This window comes from Acidithiobacillus sp. HP-2 (assembly GCF_015100155.1).
GTDB lineage: Bacteria > Pseudomonadota > Gammaproteobacteria > Acidithiobacillales > Acidithiobacillaceae > Acidithiobacillus.
In genome coordinates this window covers 114,976-134,333 of record NZ_JACKZA010000009.1, presented here as the reverse complement: position 1 = coordinate 134,333, position 19,358 = coordinate 114,976, and the positions used below count along the sequence as shown (strand labels likewise).

Annotated in this window: 19 protein-coding genes; 12 read left to right on the top strand and 7 right to left on the bottom strand. The window is 55.7% G+C overall.

Annotated features, from left to right (window positions below; translation table 11 throughout):
* Positions 1-51 precede the first annotated feature (51 nt).
* From H7F11_RS09065 to H7F11_RS09045, 5 genes are all read left to right on the top strand, one after another.
* A complete protein-coding gene (locus tag H7F11_RS09065; RefSeq protein ID WP_193651151.1) occupies positions 52-1,281 on the top strand; it encodes an FAD-dependent monooxygenase in 1,230 nt (409 codons plus the stop codon).
* Positions 1,271-2,458, top strand: coding sequence for an FAD-dependent monooxygenase (locus H7F11_RS09060; protein WP_193651150.1), 1,188 nt, complete (start codon positions 1,271-1,273; stop codon positions 2,456-2,458). The genes H7F11_RS09065 and H7F11_RS09060 overlap by 11 nt, the downstream gene beginning before the upstream one ends.
* A gap of 10 nt (positions 2,459-2,468) precedes the next feature.
* Complete coding sequence (locus tag H7F11_RS09055; protein WP_193651149.1) at positions 2,469-2,732, top strand: accessory factor UbiK family protein; 264 nt, start codon at positions 2,469-2,471, stop codon at positions 2,730-2,732.
* Positions 2,733-2,735: 3 nt separating this feature from the next.
* Positions 2,736-4,247: a YifB family Mg chelatase-like AAA ATPase gene (locus H7F11_RS09050; RefSeq protein WP_193651148.1), complete on the top strand. Its 1,512-nt coding sequence runs from the start codon at positions 2,736-2,738 to the stop codon at positions 4,245-4,247.
* A 414-nt stretch (positions 4,248-4,661) separates the two neighbouring features.
* On the top strand, positions 4,662-5,120 hold the full coding sequence (locus H7F11_RS09045; protein ID WP_193651147.1) for a hypothetical protein: 459 nt from the start codon (positions 4,662-4,664) through the stop codon (positions 5,118-5,120).
* Positions 5,121-5,462: 342 nt separating this feature from the next.
* Here the strand turns inward: H7F11_RS09045 and H7F11_RS09040 are convergent, their stop codons facing one another.
* From H7F11_RS09040 to H7F11_RS09020, 5 genes are read right to left on the bottom strand one after another with little or no spacing between them, the layout of a single operon-like run.
* Positions 5,463-5,906 carry an SEL1-like repeat protein gene (locus H7F11_RS09040; protein WP_193651146.1) on the bottom strand — a complete coding sequence of 148 codons (444 nt, stop codon included), beginning with the start codon at positions 5,904-5,906 and terminating at the stop codon, positions 5,463-5,465.
* Between the two features lie 27 nt (positions 5,907-5,933).
* Positions 5,934-7,556, bottom strand: a complete 1,623-nt coding sequence (locus H7F11_RS09035; protein ID WP_193651145.1) for a peptide chain release factor 3 — start codon at positions 7,554-7,556, stop codon at positions 5,934-5,936.
* A gap of 8 nt (positions 7,557-7,564) precedes the next feature.
* On the bottom strand, positions 7,565-8,035 hold the full coding sequence (gene rimI, locus H7F11_RS09030) for a ribosomal protein S18-alanine N-acetyltransferase (protein WP_193651144.1): 471 nt from the start codon (positions 8,033-8,035) through the stop codon (positions 7,565-7,567).
* The gene (gene tsaB, locus H7F11_RS09025) at positions 8,032-8,709 is read right to left on the bottom strand and encodes a tRNA (adenosine(37)-N6)-threonylcarbamoyltransferase complex dimerization subunit type 1 TsaB (protein ID WP_193651143.1); all 678 of its coding nucleotides are present in this window, start codon (positions 8,707-8,709) and stop codon (positions 8,032-8,034) included. Before tsaB ends, rimI begins: the two co-directional genes overlap by 4 nt.
* Entirely contained in the window at positions 8,706-10,613 is a 1,908-nt protein-coding gene (locus H7F11_RS09020) for an ATP-dependent DNA helicase (protein ID WP_319803367.1), read from the bottom strand. The genes tsaB and H7F11_RS09020 overlap by 4 nt, the downstream gene beginning before the upstream one ends.
* A 135-nt stretch (positions 10,614-10,748) precedes the next feature.
* Between H7F11_RS09020 and H7F11_RS09015 the strand changes: the two genes are divergently transcribed.
* Positions 10,749-11,021, top strand: coding sequence for a hypothetical protein (locus tag H7F11_RS09015; RefSeq protein WP_227485376.1), 273 nt, complete (start codon positions 10,749-10,751; stop codon positions 11,019-11,021).
* Between the two features lie 226 nt (positions 11,022-11,247).
* On the top strand, positions 11,248-12,417 hold the full coding sequence (gene ccsB, locus H7F11_RS09010) for a c-type cytochrome biogenesis protein CcsB (protein ID WP_227485375.1): 1,170 nt from the start codon (positions 11,248-11,250) through the stop codon (positions 12,415-12,417).
* A 295-nt stretch (positions 12,418-12,712) separates the two neighbouring features.
* Here ccsB and H7F11_RS09005 read toward each other — a convergent pair whose 3' ends face one another.
* Positions 12,713-13,813: a C40 family peptidase gene (locus H7F11_RS09005; protein WP_227485374.1), complete on the bottom strand. Its 1,101-nt coding sequence runs from the start codon at positions 13,811-13,813 to the stop codon at positions 12,713-12,715.
* 106 nt (positions 13,814-13,919) lie between these two features.
* On the bottom strand, positions 13,920-14,252 hold the full coding sequence (locus tag H7F11_RS09000) for a hypothetical protein (RefSeq protein WP_193651140.1): 333 nt from the start codon (positions 14,250-14,252) through the stop codon (positions 13,920-13,922).
* A 61-nt stretch (positions 14,253-14,313) separates the two neighbouring features.
* Between H7F11_RS09000 and H7F11_RS08995 the strand changes: the two genes are divergently transcribed.
* The 5 genes from H7F11_RS08995 to H7F11_RS08975 all read left to right on the top strand — a co-directional run bounded on the left by H7F11_RS08995 (position 14,314) and on the right by H7F11_RS08975 (position 19,244).
* Positions 14,314-14,883, top strand: a complete 570-nt coding sequence (locus H7F11_RS08995; RefSeq protein ID WP_193651139.1) for a thioredoxin fold domain-containing protein — start codon at positions 14,314-14,316, stop codon at positions 14,881-14,883.
* Positions 14,884-15,049: 166 nt separating this feature from the next.
* Positions 15,050-16,300, top strand: a complete 1,251-nt coding sequence (locus tag H7F11_RS08990; protein WP_193651138.1) for a carbohydrate porin — start codon at positions 15,050-15,052, stop codon at positions 16,298-16,300.
* 27 nt (positions 16,301-16,327) lie between these two features.
* Positions 16,328-16,591, top strand: coding sequence for a FeoA family protein (locus H7F11_RS08985; RefSeq protein ID WP_227485373.1), 264 nt, complete (start codon positions 16,328-16,330; stop codon positions 16,589-16,591).
* The gene (feoB, locus tag H7F11_RS08980) at positions 16,588-18,936 is read left to right on the top strand and encodes a Fe(2+) transporter permease subunit FeoB (RefSeq protein ID WP_193651137.1); all 2,349 of its coding nucleotides are present in this window, start codon (positions 16,588-16,590) and stop codon (positions 18,934-18,936) included. Before H7F11_RS08985 ends, feoB begins: the two co-directional genes overlap by 4 nt.
* Positions 18,933-19,244 (top strand): FeoC-like transcriptional regulator, encoded by a 312-nt coding sequence (locus tag H7F11_RS08975; RefSeq protein WP_193651136.1) that lies wholly within the window; start codon positions 18,933-18,935, stop codon positions 19,242-19,244. The genes feoB and H7F11_RS08975 overlap by 4 nt, the downstream gene beginning before the upstream one ends.
* Positions 19,245-19,358: the final 114 nt, after the last annotated feature.

Genomic DNA, 19,358 nt, shown 5'->3' with positions numbered 1-19,358 from the left:
AGCGGCATCTTGGTCTTAAATGAGGGGATATGCTCAAGTACCGGAGAAATTATGCGTAGCCTGACCGCCGATATCACCATCCTCGGCAATGGGCCTGTGGCGCACAGTCTGGTGCTGGCCCTGAAACGGACATCCCTCAACATACTCATGGTGGACACCTTTCCGCTGCAGCAGCCCCGCCCTGCGCATAGTGAGCGGACGGTTGCCCTGGCACTGGGGAGTCGTCGTCTTCTCAGCCATCTCGGTGTCCAAATGCCGCTGCATGATGCTGCCGCCATTGAAACCGTCCAGATCACCCAGCAGGGACTCAGCGGACGGGTCCGCCTGGAGCAGCAGCTTCTGGAAGCGCCGGAACAACGCCTGGGCGAAGTAGCCGGACTGAACACCTTGCAAGCAGCGCTGGCAATGCCGCTGGCGCAATGTAGTACGCTGCAACAGGAGGCGGCGGGGCCTCTGGCAGGCATGCAGTGGTTTCCAGATCGTCTCCAGCTCGATTGGCCGGACCTGCGCGTGGACACGGCGCTGGCGGTCGTGGCCGACGGAGGACATGGGGGTCTTGCCCGTCTGGCGGCTTTGCAGCGCATGGGCTGGGATCATAACCGCCATGCCATTGTCGCCACGGTCACACCGCGCGAAGCCTTACCGGGCATTGCCTTTGAACATTTTCAGGAGAGCGGGCCACTGGCTTTTTTGCCTATTGGTCAACAGCAATTTTCCATTGTCTGGAGCCTGCGTCCCAGTGCTGCCAGCCAGATGCTGGATTTAAGTGATTTCGCTTTTCTGGAAGCCCTGAACCGCCAGCGGCCACCCCATCTTCCTCTACTGACCGGCGTTGGTCCACGTAGCGTATATCCGCTGTTTTTCCAGCGCTTATGGGCTCAGCCCAGTCAACGTCTGGCACTGATGGGAAATGCGGCGCAAACGCTCCATCCCCTGGCTGGCCAAGGTTACAATCTGGGCTTGCGCGATGTCATCACCCTGGCCGCCCTGCTTCGGGAGGCCGCCGATGCCGGGCAGGATCCAGGGGCCAGACGCTTGCTGGAAGATTACAGCCGGATTCGCCGCCGGGACCGCCTGGAAACCATCGCCTTCACCGAAGCCATGAACCGCCTGTTCAGCAGTCCGCGCCTGCCATTGCGTTTCGCCCGTGCTGCAGCCCTTGCCCTGCTCGAACAAAGCACACTCGGGAAACGCGAGCTCGCTGCCCGTCTGGCGGGAATTCGCCTGCCTGCCGGAAGCACCATCCCGGACCTGATGCGGGAGTCTGTCCATGTCCACTGACGCACATTACGACCTGATCATTTCCGGAGCAGGCATGGTGGGTGCCAGTCTGGCGCTGGCTGCCCGGCAAAGCGGTCTCCGGGTCGCACTTTTTGAAAAGCGTCCGCAACCGGTCTGCGCCCTGGCCGATCCCTCGGAGCGAGCGAGCCTGGTGGCCAATGGTTCTCAGCGGTTTTTGCAGGAACTCGGTATCGACCTGGCCACGCATGGCAGCAAAGTCGAAAGAATGCGGGTCTGGGATGCTGAAAATTCCGGCAGCATTCATCTGGACGCCGAAGAAGCCGGCGAAACCTTTCTCGGTCATATTGTTGAAAACCGGCGTTTGGAGCAGCAACTCCATGCCGCACTGGCTGAGGCGGGAGTCACGGTGCTTTACGCGCAGGAAATCGCCCAGGCCCGGGCTGATCAGCAACACATGCAACTTACCGCGAAAGATGGAACCGAATACAGGGCCACCCTCCTCGCCATCGCCGAAGGCCGTCAGTCTCCGCTGCGCAAGCAGCTCATTCAGGCACCTGTTTTTCAGGAAGACTACGGCCAGGATGCCATCACCGCCACCGTATGGATGGAAAAACCCCATCGCGGGATCGCTTATCAGCGTTTTCTGGCGACCGGCCCCCTGGCCGTCCTGCCCTTCAGCGCTGATGCCGAAAATCATCCCCGTGCATCCATCGTCTGGAGCGCCAAACATGCCTTGGAGCGGCGCTTGATGGCCATGGATGACAGCGCATTTTTAGCGGCCCTTCAACTGGCATTCGGGCCGCAACTGGGGCACTTTGTGCGTATCGGCAAACGCAGCAGTTACCCGCTTTCCGGTCTGCACAGCAGCCGTTATACGGGTGAGCGTTGCGTGGTTCTGGGAGATAGTGCGCATGGGGTGCATCCATTGGCCGGACTGGGGGTCAATCTGGGCTTTCGCGATGCTCAGGCATTGATCAGCACCATTCGCGATGCCCGAGCCCAACATGAGGACTGGGGAGATGATCCTGCGCTGCGCCGCTATCAAAGAGCGCGACGCCCTGATAATCTTCTCAATGTAATGACCTGCGGGGCATTGAGCCATCTGTTTTCCAATCGCAGTCGCGGTCTTGCCCGCCTGCGCGACATTGGCATGCTGGGAACGGCAATGCTTCCACCGGTTAAACGCTTTCTGATTCGTCAGGCCATGGGCCTTTAAGGAGACCACCATGCAACACCGTATTGCTGATGATATTGCTGCCACTCTTGGTGACGCTTTTGCGCGCCTGGGCACCGTCAAGGAAGATGTGGACAAACAGGTCAAGGCCATTCTCTCCAACGCTTTGGATCGTCTGGATCTGGTTACCCGCGACGAATTTGATGTCCAGCAGGATCTGGTATCCCGACTGGCCGCGCGCGTAGCGGCCCTGGAAGCGCGTCTGGACGCACTGGCTCCCAAAGCAGCCCTCGACGAAAATACCGACAAGGACTGAACTTTGCCTCTGGCGATTGTCCAGAGTCGTGCGCTCACGGGGGTGCATGCTGCTGCAGTCGCCGTAGAATGCGATCTGGGGCCGGGTCTACCCACATTTGCTATGGTGGGATTGGCCGAGACTGCCGTCAAGGAATCCCGGGATCGCGTCCGCTCTGCCATTCAGAACAGTGGATTCGAGTTTCCGGCCCGACGCATGGTCGTCAATCTGGCTCCTGCCGATCTCCCCAAGGATGGGGGGCGTTTTGATCTGCCCATTGCCATTGGCATTCTCGCCGCCAGTGGTCAGATTCCTCTGAAAGCCCTGGAAAATCTGGAAATGATCGGAGAGCTGGCGCTGGATGGCAGTTTGCGTCCGGTGACTGGAGCCCTCTCCAGCAGTCTGGCTGCTGGTCAGGCCGGACATGTTTTACTGCTCCCGGAGGGCAATGCCGTGGAAGCTGCTTTGGCTCGCACGGCGCCCGTATTGGCCTGCCACAATCTCGCGGAAGCGGTGGCCCACCTGCGCGGCACCCAACAACTGCCGGAAACGGTGCCTCATGACGAGATCGACGGTGATGCTCTTCCCTACCCGGACTTGCGGGATGTACGCGGCCAGGAAACCGTCAAACGGGCACTGATTATTGCGGCCGTTGGTGGTCATCATATTCTCCTGTCCGGGCCTCCCGGGACCGGGAAAAGCATGCTGGCCGCGCGTTTGCCCGGATTGCTTCCGCACCTGCGCCGCAACGAAGCCCTGGAAGTGGCCGCCATCCATAGTTTGCAAAGCGGTGGATTTGATGTGCAGCGCTGGGGGCAACGTCCCTTTCGTTCCCCCCATCACAGTGCCTCTTCGGCAGCGCTGGTGGGTGGGGGATCGCGCCCCCGCCCCGGAGAAATCAGTCTTGCGCATCATGGTATTCTTTTTCTGGATGAAATGCCGGAATTCTCGCGGAGTGTTCTCGAAGTGCTGCGGGAACCTCTGGAGTCCGGCGAAATCCATATTTCCAGAGCCGCCCGGCAAAGCACCTTCCCGGCGCGTTTTCAGTTGATTGCCGCCATGAATCCCTGCCCCTGCGGCAATCTCGGTAACCCCCACCAGGCCTGTGTATGCACCCCAACCCAAATTTCCCAGTATCGCAGCCGTCTTTCCGGCCCCCTGCTGGATCGTATGGATATCCAAATAGAAGTACCGAGTCTTCCGGTAGAACTCCTGCAAAAAGCGCCAGAAGGCGAAAATTCTGCCTACTGGCGCGAGCGGATCAGCGCGGCCATAAACCGACAGTGGCAACGACAGTCCTGCCGCAATGCCCAACTGCAGGGTGAAGCGTTGGACCAGTATTGTGCGCTACAGCCCGAGGGCGCCCGCTTACTGACGCGTGCCGCTGACACCCTGCATCTTTCCGCCCGTGGTTACCACCGCGTTTTACGTCTGGCCCGCAGCATTGCCGATCTGGAAGAAAGCGCCACAATCAGCCTGCAGCATCTGGCCGAGGCCATCCAGTACCGGCGACTGGCGCAAACCCTTGCTTTCTAGACAAGCTACAACCCGTTTATCCTAAAAACGGCAGTTAATTCTGCTGAATAGTCGCAGCCAAGAGCTTACCCAGTCCTGCCGGAGCCTCTACCAATAGATCTCAATCTCTACACAGAGTGGGTGCATTATCAAGGAAGGTGAAGCGGAAAAGTTTGTAACCCACACACCTAGATACGTTACATAATAATATACATGATTTTATTATAATAAAATAATTATATTAGAATTTTCTGGAAAATTCATTTTACTCAACCACTAAGATAAACAAATCAACCCACAGAATATGGCATGATTTTTGCTAAACTATCGTACTCTTCCCATCTGAAGGCGTATTTTTAAGGTAACATCCCAACAATATTGGGGTAATTCTAAACATAAACCCATTTCATCATCTAACATTTAGGAGCACTCGAAATGACTGGAATTTTTGCTAGCGCAAAGGGAAGTCTCGGTAGCGTTCTCGCCGATCTGGTGAGTTCAGTAGGACAGCTACTGGGTGGAATCACCAATCAAGGCGGGGGCACGCAGGTGCAAGTTGGTACTGCCGCCTCGGTCTCCATCAATGCCCCAAGTCACACTGGCAACCTTGTCCAGGCTGACGCCAACACGGCTCAAGGCAGCACTGGCGAAACACTCAGCGCTGATGTACAGGGCTTGCTCGGTGGCTTAGTCGGCGGAGTAGTCGGCGATCTGGGCGATCTTCTGGGTGGTGTTACCGGCCAGGACTCAGGTTTTGCTTTATCCGTAGGCAGCTTGGTATCTATCGGCATCAACCAGAATCCTGCGGAAGCTTCTCTGCTCTCACTCGGTATTAACACCATGAGTAGTTCTTCCCTATCTTCTGGAAGCTCCAGCAGTTTGGGTGGTCTGTAAAAATTGTTTCAGATGTAGAAGTTGTAACAGGACAAAGGTAAATCATGCCGTTCGTATGGCAATCGGTTGGTCTCCTTCATCCTTGATTTGGCAGCCACTTCCGCTGAATAGTCTTAACCAGGAGCCTGCTCAATCCTGCCGGACCGTGGCTGCTGTTTTTTAGAATTATGTGCTAGGGTTTGGTAATTTGGCTTCAAGGAGCAACCATGTACGGTGCCAGTCCCTTCGCAGGTTTAAGCAATCCCTTGGTGTTGCTGGCTTTATCTGGAGGCTTGCTATTTGTCGGGATAGTGGTTTTTCTGTTGACGCGCAAATAAGCGCTACGACCGGTCACAACAGCCATCAATCCTGCCGCGCCGACTCCTGCGGGTTTGCGGAAACCTGGGCAGCGGCTGGCAGGGCTGTTTCAAGCTGGGCAATATGGGCCATGCGCGCAAAATAGGTCTTGGCCTGTTGCGGGTTTTTGCGCACACCCAGGCCTTCTTCGTAAGCAAGACCCAGGTCAAAATCAGCACGGGCCAGACCCAATCCTGCAGCTTTACGGTACCAATGGAGGGTTTCTGGCCAGCCTTTATGGACGGTGACTTCCTTGCGGGTGATCAGCGGTGAATAGAGAGTCCCCAGATAAAATGCCGCCTTGGCATCATGCCCACGGGCGAGGGTCTGCAATTGCGCTAAAGCGACCGGATCAGACTCGGCCTGATTGCGCAATGACTCCAGGTCCTGAGCAGCCGCTGCCAGGGGCCAAGTCAGCAGCATCAGGACCATCAGGGTGGATTTTTTCATCCGTGCAATCTCCTTTTGTCTGCAAGCTCAGGTATCCGCATGCTCCCGGGTGGCATGGAAGATTACCTGCGGCCAGCGTTCCATGGTCAAATCCAGATTCACCCGCGAGGGGGCCAGATAGGCAAGGCGCCCCCCCGCATCTTCAGCCAACTGATCTTCATGCTTGCGGGTGAATTCCGCCAGGATTTTGGCATCCTCACATTGAATCCAGCGAGCCGTCTGGACGGTAACCGGATCAAAAATGGCTTCCACCGCGTATTCAGTTTTCAGGCGCTCTGCCACCACATCAAATTGCAGCACGCCCACTGCCCCCAGAATCATATCGCCACCCTGCAGTGGCTTGAAAACCTGGGTCGCGCCCTCCTCTGCCAACTGCTGCAGGCCTTTTTGCAGTTGCTTGGCCTTGAGCGGATTGCGCAGCCGCACCCGCCGGAACAATTCCGGCGCAAAATAGGGTATTCCCGTAAATTGCAGCGCTTCGCCCTGACTGAAGCTGTCACCAATCTGAATGCTGCCATGGTTATGCAGGCCGATGATGTCCCCTGCATAGGCGTCTTCCACCAGCTCTCTTTCCTGGGCCAGAAAAGTGATGGGATTATGCACCTGAATATCACGCCCTATACGCAGATGCTTGATTTTCATGCCACGCTGAAAATGACCGGAACAAACCCGCAAAAACGCTACCCGATCGCGATGCTGGGGATCCATATTGGCCTGTATTTTGAAAACAAAGCCGCTGAAAGCCTGTTCATCAGGTTGCACCGCACGGCCAGTGGTTGGTCGTGGGCGCGGCGAGGGTGCCCAGTCAATCAGGGCTCCGAGTAATTCCCGGACGCCGAAATTGTTGATGGCGGAGCCGAAAAATACTGGGGTCTGCTGTCCCGCCAGAAAATCTTCCAGTGAAAACGGGTTGGAAGCGGCTCGCAGCAGTTCCACCTGTTCCCGCAACTCGGGCATTTCCTCAGGAAAGCGCCGGTCCAGTTCCGGATTATCCAGGCCAGCAATCCGTTCCAGCTGCTGCTCACGGGTTTCCTCACCGGGGGCGAACACCAGTACTTCATCCCGCAACAGGTGGTAGACCCCCCGGAAACGCTTGCCCATACCAATCGGCCAGGTGACAGGGGCACATTGAATGCCCAGCACCGACTCCACTTCATCCATCAGTTCCGTAGGATCCCGGCTTTCGCGGTCAAACTTGTTCATGAAGGTGATGATGGGCGTATCGCGCAACCGACACACTTCCAGCAATTTGATGGTCTGGGCTTCCACACCATTACCGCCGTCAATGACCATCAAGGCCGAATCCACGGCCGTCAGCACCCGATAAGTATCTTCGGAGAAGTCCTGGTGACCGGGCGTATCCAGCAGGTTGATCACGTGATCCGCATATTCAAACTGCATCACGGAACTCGCCACGGAAATGCCGCGATTTTTTTCAATAGCCATCCAGTCACTGGTAGCATGGCGGCTACTTTTACGCGCCTTGACGGTCCCTGCCAGTTGAATGGCACCGCCAAACAACAACAGTTTCTCCGTCAGGGTGGTTTTACCCGCATCAGGATGGGAAATAATGGCAAAAGTCCGGCGCCGTTGAATAGCCTCCAGAAAGGCATCCACTGACGGAACCAGTGCTTCAGGTGAGGAAGACATAAGCTTTTTTAACCTTCTTTGAAAAAATGTACATCGCGAACCAAAGACATGGACAAAACCAGAGCATCTTCGCGACCCTCGGTATTTCGATAATAATTCAAGCGCACCCCGATTTCATGAAAACCCGCCGAGCGGTACAACTGCTGGGCGGCCGTATTGGATACCCGGACCTCCAGAAAGGCGCGTTCCGCACCCAATTGCCCGGCACGCGACAAAAGGTGCATGAGCATTTTACGCCCATAACCCCGGCGGCGCTGTGTCGGACTCACCCCCAGATTCAGCACATGGGCTTCAGCGGCTCCGGTAGACAGGACACCAAAGGCAATCAGGAGATCCGTTTCATCCTTCAACACCCAGGCATCATATCCGGCCTGCATACAATCCCGGAATATGCCCCGCGTCCAGGGTCCAGGGGAAATGTGCGACTCCAGTGCCGCCACCGCATCCAGATCTCCCGCCTGCATCGGTCGCAACTTCATTTTTGTTGGTCCTGGGGCAGAAAGGGCCGGATATAATGGGGTTCGAGCTGGTCAGGACGACAACCGTCTTCGCCTCTGAGATGACGGGCCAGTGCCAGACGCAGAACCGCTTCTGCCTGCGGATAGGCGTCTTCCGTCCACCCCAGGACGTTATTCTGCTGCCATTCAGAATGATACAGGGGCCAAGCGCTACCCAGCCCCCAATACCCGCCCTCATGGGGCCAGGCCACTGCCCCGGGCGGGCAAACGCGCTCCTCGCCCTGCAACACTGGCAGCCCGGTACGCTCATCCTGCACATAGACAGCGGCATAGACCTCGCCTTTACGCGCATCCAGTGCCGTCAAAACCGATGGCTGAACGGTCGCTGCCGCCAACGCCTGCAAACTGGAAACCGGATATACGGGTAACCCCCGCGCCATCGCCAGAGCCTGCGCGGTACTGACCCCAATACGGACACCGGTAAAGCCGCCGGGTCCGACCCCGCAGGCGATGGCGTCCAGATCGCCAAGAACCAGTCCGGCACGCTGCAATATCCTGCTGATCATCGGCAACAATAACTGGCTGTGGGCATTGGCCGCCACCTGACACTCTTCAACCACCCCTGCAACGCCATTCACGGCGACCGAGCAGGCTTCGGTAGCCGTATCTATCGCGAGAACAATCGGATCACTCATGACAGCGATGCCTTCCAGAACTGCTGCACGGCCTCCAGATCGCTCACGCGCCGCATGGGTGGCAAACTTTCCAGAAAAATCTTGCCATAAGCTTTGCTGCGCAGACGCGGATCGCAGAGCATGAGCACACCACGATCAGTTTCCGAGCGTATCAGGCGCCCTACGCCCTGGCGCAAGGCAATGACGGCCTGGGGTATTTGCAGTTCGCGAAAGGGGTCACCGCCCGCTGCCTGACATTGTTCGGTACGCGCGCGCAAAATCGGATCAGATGGGCTGGCAAAAGGCAGTTTATCAATAATGACCGAGGACAGAGCCTCTCCCTGCACATCCACACCTTCCCAGAAACTCGCCGCGCCCAGCAACACGGCATTGCCCAGACTGCGGAACCGGTCCAGCAAGCGCGAACGCGGCATGCTGCCCTGTACCAGCACGGGAAACCCAAGTTGGCGGGGCAGAAAGGATGCAGCCTCCTGCAGGGCGCGATGACTGGTAAACAGGATAAAAGTCCGCCCGGCACTGGCCTCAATGACTGGTATGGCAGCCTGCAAACACGCCGTCGTATAACCGGGATGACTGGGCTCAGGCAGGCCAGAGGGTAAATACAGTAACGATTGGCGGGCATAATCAAAAGGTGAAGCGGCATTGAAAGTCTGTGCGCCACTAAGACCCAGCGCCCGCTCGGTGACCGTAAAACTGTCTCCCACCCGCAAGGTAGCACTGGTCAACACCAGTGCCTCAATAGGCTCCAGCAGATATTTTTGCAGCGGTCCCGCCACATCCAGGGGGGTGGCGTGTAACTGCACGGTTCGCGTTCGCTTTTCCTGCCAGAACACCATTTCCGGGGCATTATGCAGCAGAAAAAACTCGACGCTGGCCAGCAGCGCCGCGCCCCGTTCCGCACATTGTTCCAGTCCCTTGCCTCGGGCGGAGGCCTGCTGAAGGGCTTGCAGTAACGTAAGTCCAGCCTGACGTAAATGGATAAAAGCCGCCTCTTGGGGAGACCCTGGTGTCAGTGCCCACTGAGTCCGGTCCTCACCAGCCCCAAGGGCAGTGCGCCAGGCACTGGTCGCCGTCTCCACCCCGGCGGCGGCCAGCAGTAAAGGCGCGTCATCTGACGCTTCGCCAAGGGCTTCCGCACGACTGTCCCGGGCCCAATCCCACAACTGGAGACTGCTGAGTTGCCGCCCAAAGTAGCGGCCCGCCAGGTCAAAAACCTGATGGGCCTCATCCAGCACCATCGCTTCCACCCGGGGCAGCAGGTCTCCCATACCATTGGCCTTGAGTGCCAGATCGGAAAAAAGCAGGTGGTGGTTCACCACCAGCAGATCGGCTTCCTGGGCCTTGCGCCGCGCTTCCACGACATGACAACGCTGGTAATCAGGACATTCACTACCCAGACAATTATCCCGGGTTGAAGTTACCAGCGGCCACACCGCCGAGTCTTCCGGGACCCCGCTGACTTCCGCAATATCTCCCTCCCGGGTGCGCCCCGCCCAATTCACAATTTTGGCGAGAGGAGCCGCCAGCAATGGCGCGACACCCTCGCTGCTGAAACGCTGGAGACGGTGCAGACAAAGATAATTGGACCGCCCCTTGAGGCGGCTGACGCGCATCGGCTTACCCACCACATCCATGAGTAAGGGAATGTCTTTTTCGAGAATCTGGTCTTGCAGCGCCTTGCTCCCGGTGGAAACCAGCACCTTGCGTCCGGAAAGCATGGCGGGCAACAAGTAGGCAAACGTTTTACCTGTACCCGTACCTGCTTCAATCAATGCCACCCCACCCTGCTGCAAGGTTTGGGCAACCTGCGCGGCCATGGCCTGCTGCTGGGCACGCGCCCGAAACTGCGGCAAGCGTTGTGCCAAGGCCCCATTTTGTCCCAGATTTTCTGACCAGTCTGTCACTGATAACGCCTGAATTTCATGCCTACTCCCGCTGCGCGCTCTGTCCTGCTATTTTTACACAATTCCGTCATAAATAGGGCATTCATGTATAAACGTCGTGCACACATACTCTTTTGGCATCCGAGCAAACCTGAAATGGCCCAATATGCTGCCCAATTAGCCACTGAACTTGGCGGTGAGTGGCTGATCGCCAAAGCCAATTCGGCAGAATACTTATGGCCCGATCTTTTAATTGCGCTGGACTGTGATGGGATCCCTGAGCTGGAACGGGCAACCCATACCCAATGCAAATTCTGGCCAGTTTCCTCCACGGATCCTGAAAATAACCTGCGAGAACGCATTCTGGGTGTCATCGGCGGTTTTCGCTTACTGGCCAGACTGGATCAAAGTACACCGCCGCCAGCCTGAGCCTGGGTGAACACGCTGGCCCTTTCGGAACCAGAGGTATTGTCCCGATTGTTCGCTTAGGCCCAAAAGTCTAAAATTATGTGTAAGTTAGCGTATTCTGAAAGCGAGCATTTTGACCTTTGTGGATAGATGAAAAGCCCGGACTGTTCGGGCTTAATTATTGCTTAAAGCCCTTATAAAATTGTAAACAGATGCCAAACACTACCGCGAAACAGGAGCCAACAAGATGTCAGCGCAACTCCAATCACCCTATTTTTCACTCAAAGAGCCCACATCCATAGAAAACTCCAAATCCCAGCGTACTGCCTGGGCCTTTTTTCTGAGCGTCGGCGCCGTTGCCACCTGGGCCATATTTCGTGCTGAATTCTGGATGTGGCAATTCATCATCCTCGGTATGTGGTATGTCGGCCTTATGTGGTTTGGTCTGAAATGGCCTGCTTTCCGGGTGTTGTTTCTGGTCGTCATGGCTATTGCCGGCACCGGGGTAGGGCTTTATCAATGGGGTTTCACGACGCACGACAGCCTCGCAATACGCTACTTTTTTCACAGCAATGCGATGTTTTACTGGATGAGTGGCGCAATTTTGCTCAGTGCCGCCGGCTACTATTTGTATCTGTTTGCCGGTAACCAGAATGCCGGTAACTGGGGGCATCGTCTGGCCTGGGTTGCCGTTGTTCTGGGCTTTGCCGGTCTGGCCATTCGCTGGCGAGAAACCTATATCGGCCACCCATCCTGGGGACATATTCCGGTCAGCAATATTTATGATGTGATGGTGTTATTTTGTGCGACCACCATCCTGTTTTACTTGTTTCACGAAAATCGCACAGAAAACCGGGGATTGGGGGCTTTTGTTCTGCCTTTGGTGCTGGTCGCTGATATTTTTCTGATCTGGGTGGGTGCTGCTTACCATTTGAACCGTATTCAACCACTGATTCCGGCATTGCAGAGCTTCTGGATGAAAATCCATGTACCTTCCATGTTCATTGCCTACGCCAATTTTTATATTTCAGCCATGGCCGGTTTGGCCTATTTGCTGAAAGAACGTGCCATCAGCAGCGGCAACTTCCTGCGCGATCGCCTGCCCAGCCTGGAATTACTGGACAAGACCTTTTCCGGAACCATCGCCTTCGGATTTTTGTTTTTTACGGTCGGCACCATTCTCGGTGCAGTCTGGGCTGCCAAGGCCTGGGGGGGATTCTGGTCCTGGGACCCCAAGGAAACCTGGGCTCTGATTGTCTGGCTGAATTATGCCGGCTTTCTGCACGCCCGCAGTCAGCGCAACTGGGAAGGACGCCCCATGGCCTGGTGGGCATTTATCAGCCTGATCGTCGTTACCTTCTGTTTCATCGGCGTCGACTTGTTCCTGGGTGGGCTGCACTCCTACGGCAAACTCTGAATGATAAGAAAGGCGGCCGTGGGCCGGGAAGCTTTGCCGCGACTTTGGCCCGCGCCGTTGTTGTTCCTGGTGAAACCCTGCGACTGTCAGGAGAGCTGTCTGAGCCCATAGGGCGAGTTCTCTCCTGACAGCAGGATAAGCCTTGGAACAACAGGCAAGGGACGTTGGAGCAAAAAGCTTCCCGGCTCGCGGTCGCCTTTTCGATGAACCGTAAAGTTAAGCATCAACAAAGCACAACCCGCAGCTTCAAGTCTGCGGGTTTTTTATGAGCAACGCTCTGATCAGTACAGCAACCTTAATAAGAGTTGGCTACCGGCAAGCTGCGTGCGCCGTCATAATGCGCTGCCCAATAAGGATCATTCAGGCTGCCAACCTGGACACCAGTGCTGGGTGTCTGGGCGCTGACGAAACGCTGGTGACCGATGTATATACCTACGTGAGAATAAGCCCGATGCATGGTATCAAAAAACACCAGATCGCCGGGTTTGAGATTTTCCCGGGACACCTTGTGCAACTCCGCAGCCTGGGCATAAGAAGTGCGCGGCACCTGAATGTCAAATTTGGCCAGTATGTATTTCACGAAGCCACTGCAATCAAAACCTGAAGCCGGACTCATCCCGCCCCAGCGATAGGGGGCACCAATAAACTTCAAGGCCGAAACCACCATGGCCCGGGGCGAAAGCCAGGAATCACCCGAGGACGCAGCGGCATTACTCCCGGTATTGTTTGGATCTGCCTGTTGTTGGGCAATAGCGTCTGCCAATTCAGCAGCAGCCTGAGGTCCGCTGACGGCATCGCCGCTGGACTCCAAAGCCTGCAGCGGATGGCGGGCCCAGTGGTAGGCCTGACTGGCAAACATTTCCAGGGCAATGCGCAGATGCGACTGATCCGGCGCAGAGGTGGCAACCACTGCATCCACCGGGGCTGCCGCCGGCTTGGCCGGAGAATCTGTATTCATCGTGCTGGCTGCAAGACCGGTTTTCACCAGCACCAGGGATCGATCAACAAAGTCGGGGCTGGTGACAGAACTGGCGGATGTATCCGGGAACGAATGAACAGGAAATTGGTAATTGGTTACCGGCTGAGGTGCTGCACCTACTCCCGCAAATTCTACCGGGGAAAGATGCATCAACTGCAGGGCCGTTGGCGTCAAAGCCGTATAATCGGCTGCTTCGACTGGAAAAGCCTCATGCCTGTGCGAAACTTTTCGAACCGATTTGACGGCATGATAATGTCTCGAATGGGGATGCCTGGGAGAGGTCTCCCGATGATACCGATGCGCATCCACTCGATGAGCTGCCGTCTTAACATGATGTGGCGCGGCCTGAGCCACAGCAACACCTCCTGTACACAAACATACCGCCAAAGCAATCTGCCAGCGATGCTTCTTCTTCATTCTTATCTCCAGAATCACCTGGGAATCGCCGCTGCGTAATCTGCCCAAGGGCTGATTATGCAGAGACATTGCCATTTCTCATAAAGTTGAAAGAGAAACTTCGAGGCTACCCCCTGAACCCAACAAAAAAGCCGAACGTTGGTTCGGCTCGATGAGAATTACCCGGACTACGGAACACGCGGGCCGACACCGAATCAAAACTGCCGGCAGCTTGGGGCGCCAAGCCCCAAATAACCAGACAGTCTTCTCCCGAATCAATTCGAATATTAGCCATTAGTAAAATCGATGCTCCATAGTCCGTATTTGGGAATATAGGTGGAATTGCCGGGACAGGCAAGGTCTGAAAAGCAATTTTTTTCCTGATTTCCGAAAAATGCTTAAACTGGCCTGAGTATTGCTTTAATACAAGGAGATAGCAAAAACCAAGGAGCGCATGCATGTTCTCTTCTGATTTGATGAGCAAAAAAAGTTGGCTTTATTCTATGGGCTTAGCGTTTTCCATGACCCTCATGACAAGCGGCTTCAGTCCACCTGGCCAAGCCTCGACGCTGGGCCAGATCGCGGCCAGTTTTGCCCCAAAGCGCACAACTGCCAGCCCTGCACAGATCTGGCAGCGACTCGATCATACCCGCTGGTTCGTCCAAGGTTCGGGGCCACACATCATTTATCTGATATTTGATCCGAACTGCCCCTATTGCCACCTTCTCATCCAGGAACTGCAATCCCTGATCAAACCCGATCAACTCAGCATACGCTATGTTCCCGTGGGCTTTCTGGAACCTTCCAGTACCGGCAAAGCTGCCGCGATTCTGGAGGCGAAAAACCCACTGAAGGCCCTATGGGAAAATGAAAAAGGGTTTACGGAAAAAGGTCATGATGGTGCCATCCAGGAAATTCTGCCCAGTACGGCAACTGAAAAAGCACTAAAAAACAACCTGAGCATACTCGAAGCCACCGGCCAGAAAACTGTCCCTACCATGCTTTACATGGATAGCCACAATCAGCCACAAATTGTCTGGCAGGTTCTGGATGCTAAAAATCTCGCCCAGACCCTAAAGGGACTTCACTAGCCCAATCTGGAGCCGATGCCGGGCCGGGAAGCTTTGCCGCGACTTTGGCCCGGCATCGGCTCCAGCCTCCCGCAAAAAAATAATCCGAAAATATTGACATTGCCAACAGTCTATATAATATTAAGAATCATTATCGCTAATATTCTAATAACGGAGCGTATCTGCAATGTCTCGCCTGACTTTTTCCGTGGCGACTGCACTTTGTGCGGCGTCTTTTCTGGGCTGTCCTGCAATCGGTTGCGCTGATGCTGCTGACAGCAACCCGGAATCCTCCATACCCAACACCCCCGGACTTTCTGCCAAGTACTTACCTGCTTATACCCACATCGGCAACGGGCTATCCTGGGCGGGACATCTGGACAGCGAGATTTTTTCCAATTTTTCGGGAGGAATCAAGCAGGGCAGTGAAGGCAATATTGTCGGACAAATCGGGGCTGAATATGACACCGACAAAGCCGGGCTCTGGAAGGGAGGCAAATTCACCCTCTCCCTGATGGGCATTTACAGTAGTGGCATTCAGCAAAACTATAGTGGTGACATTCAGACTGCCAGTAATATCTGGGCGCCCAATGCCGTCCGTTTTTACGATGCCGCCTATCGGCAACGCTGGAATGACTGGCTCAACACCCGGGTCGGTTATATGGACGTCAACTATTATTTTGATGTTGCCGCCAATGCCCTGCAATTGATCAACAGCTCTTTTGGCATGTCGCCCACCATCACGGTCAATGTTCCCGGTACTGCTACCTATCCCTATTCTGGTCTCGGCCTGCTGGTCAGCACACACACGCAAAATGTGAGTAACAAATTAGCGATTTTTCAGGGTGATCCACAGCACCAGACCTCTGCGTTTGAGCGAGGCTACATGGCTCTCTGGGAAGGCGCACTGCATTGGGGTCACAAAGCCGACGAAGATATGGAGGACAATACCGATGAATATGGCCAATATGAAATAAAAATCGGTGCCTGGCGCTACCAGCAGGCCAACCCCGAACTTTATGGCTTATCACCCAGCACGGCCGGTGCCTATGGCATCGTCGAAGGAAACTGGACACTGCCGGATGAACGTCAGCTTGGCGCATTCCTGCAGGCCGGGGCAGCGCCGCAAAACTTCAATCCCGTCCCCTGGTACCTGGGCGTGGGCTTGCGGCTCGGGCATCCCTTAGCAGACCGCCCGGACGACAGCATTTCCATTGGTATGGCCAGAGCCTGGCTACGCCCTGAGGCCGTCGCTGCGGGGCTGGATGTGGAACCAGCCAGCATCCATCCCGCTGAAACCAGCTATGAACTCACTTATCTGGCAAAAGTAACAGAGCACATCAATATTCAGCCGGATTTGCAATACATCCAGCATCCTTCCGGTTATTACCCGGATGCTCTGGTCGGCATGTTGCGTCTGCACCTCGAATTTTTTTGAATGTTGAATCAGGAAGCCTATTCATCCATGAACATGCACAATCTCACTCCTGAAAACCCTTCACGCAGTCTGGATCAGTTACCCGGCGCTGCCTCCGCGCGCATTGACCGAATTGCTGGTGATCGGACCATGCAGCAACGTCTGCAGATGCTGGGTATTCGTCCGGGAGTCGCACTACAAATTGTCCACGGCCCCAACAAACGTGGGGTGGTCATTCAAATCAACGGGGCGCGTTTTGCCATCGGCAACAGCATGGTTCAGAAAATATGGGTTACGGAGCTATCCGCATGAGTGCTTGTCATGAAAGTCAGGGAAAAGCAGCCCCGGTCCTGTCCGAACAAAGCATTGTTCTTGCGGGTAATCCCAACTGTGGCAAGACCACGGTGTTCAACCTGCTCACCGGTGCCCACCAGCAGGTCGGCAACTGGCCGGGAGTCACGGTAGAAAAACGCAGCGGCAGCCTGCAGCTTGCCAAGAAGAAAGTTTCGATTATCGATCTTCCCGGCGTTTACAGCCTGATGGGTGGCGGCGGAGAGGATCAACGGGTCGCCCGGGATTTTCTGCTGGATACCCCGTTAGACCTGATTGTCAACATTGTTGATGCTTCCAATCTGGAACGCCATCTCGCCTTGACCGCCGAATTGCTGGAAACCGGCCACCCCATGCTGCTCATCATGAACATGACGGACGAGGCAGAAGCCAGAAGCTGGAAGTTACGTTGTGCCGAGCTGGAAAATGCTTTGGGAATTCCCGTGGTGCCCATGGTAGCGCGAAAAAACAAAGGACGAGACTATTTGCTCCAGAGAATGATTGAGGCCTTGCAAAAAAAGCCGCAGGGTCATCCAATCCTTTATCCGGCACCTGTGGAAGAAGCGCTGCAAACACTGGGCACAGCAATAAGCGGACAAACCACTGCCAGAACCAGGGTGGACGCTCTGCGTCTTCTGGATGGCTCTGCGCAACCCTCTTCAGATCAGAACGCGAAAATCCTGAAAGACTTGCGCCGGCATATTGAGTTGATCAGTCATGAGGATCCCGCTGACCTGGTCATGGATCGGCGTTTTTCCTGGGCTCACGACATGGCAGGTATAGCCCTGCAAGCCCACGGGAAAAAGGGTCTGCGTGAAAAAATCAATCACCATCTGGATCACATTGTTCTCAATGAATGGCTGGGTGTACCGATATTTTTGCTGGTTCTTTATCTGGTGTTTGTCGTGAGTTTCAGTGGCGGCAACATTTTCCTGGATTTTTTTGATCAGGCTTCTGCGGCCCTGCTCATCCATGGAACCGGTCATCTCCTGCTGCTGGCGGGTTTGCCGGACTGGCTGATTTCGGTGATTGCCGGCGGGGTTGGCGGCGGTCTCAATCTGGTGATTTCCTTTATCCCCCCCATTGGTCTTACTTTTCTCTTTCTGGCATTTCTGGATGACTCCGGCTATATGGCGCGCGCCGCCTATGCCATGGATCGCCTGATGCGGCGCATGGGCTTGCCCGGCAACGCGCTGGTACCCATGGTCATTGGTTTTGGCTGCAATGTTCCGGCCATTATGGGTGCGCGTATTATCGAAGATCCGCGTGGACGCATTTTGACCGTGTTGATGCAACCCTTCATGTCCTGCTCGGCGCGTCTCACCATCTACATGGCTTTTGCGGTCGTTTTTTTCCGCAGCAATGGTGGTCAGGTCGTATTTGCCTTATATGTTCTGGGCATAGTGGTCGCGCTGCTCACGGCGTGGTTACTGGGGAAAACGGCCCTGCGCGGTGAAGTCATGCCTTTTGTCATGGAACTGCCGCCCTACCGCCTGCCCAGTTTCCGCAGCGTCGTCCTGCAAAGCTGGCAGCGCCTGAAGGTCTTTATTTTCCGGGTCGGCAAGGTCATCGCGGTCATCGGTCTGGTGCTCTTCATCCTGCCCGGCATCGGCTGGACCAGTCAGGGCTTGCGCAGCACGGACATTGATCACTCCCTGCTTGCCCAGGGCAGTCAGGCATTGGTTCCGATATTCGCACCCATGGGCATCAAGACTGACAACTGGCCCGCCGTATCCGGCCTCATTGCCGGCGCGGCAGCCAAGGAAATCGTCATCGGCACCCTCAATGGTATTTATCAACGCCAAAATGCGGCGGATTTGATGGCTGATTACCGGCAGCCCGACATTATCGGCCAACTGCGGGATGCACTACTGACCATTCCGGCTAATGCCCTGACCTTTATACGCACACTGGACGATCCTCTGGGCTTGAGTGCCATGACTTCCACCACTGCAACGGAGCAGGCCTCCGGCGCAGAAAGCGCCACCCTGCAAGCCATTGCTGCAGGCTTTACGCCACTCTCGGCTTTTGCTTACCTGGTGTTTGTATTGCTCTATGTGCCCTGCGCCAGCACCATGGGAGCCTTACGTAGGGAAGTCGGTTGGGGATGGATGGGGTTTTCCCTGCTTTACGGCACCGGTCTCGCCTGGGGTACCAGTACCCTCATTTTTCAGGGAGGAACTTTCGCCGCCCACCCCGCTGCATCCCTGGCCTGGATAGCCGGGATTCTGACGAGTTTCGGTCTGCTGATCATTGCCCTGCGCATTTATGGGCGACGCCAGGAAGCGAGTCCCGCAGCCAGCGTCAAAAAGCAGGCTGCGGCATGAGCACATTGTTTGCCGTGCGCGACAGCCTGCGTGATCACGCTCTGCTGACCAGCAGCCAGATTGCCGTAATTTTGAACCTGCCCAAAAGCACGGTAGAAGATATGCTGCGTTACTGGCAAAGCCGGGGGCGCGTCGAGGCTGTTTCTCTCTCTTCAGCTAAAAGCTGTGGTAGTTCGTGCCAGTCTGGAAGTTGCAGCAGTTGCACCAGCCCAGCACAAAATGCGGCACTGCAAGCCTGGCGTTGGCGGGATCAGTCCGAAGTTTCTGCGGGTAGCGTCATGACTTTTCACCCGCCACAACATCCCTGAGTTCAGCCAAATCCCGAAAACTGCTCGGATCATCAGGCCCTCTTGCCCCTCCCGGTGGCTCCTCTATACTCCAATTTGGAGAATCGGCCAGAAGTTTGCGGACAGGGGTGCATC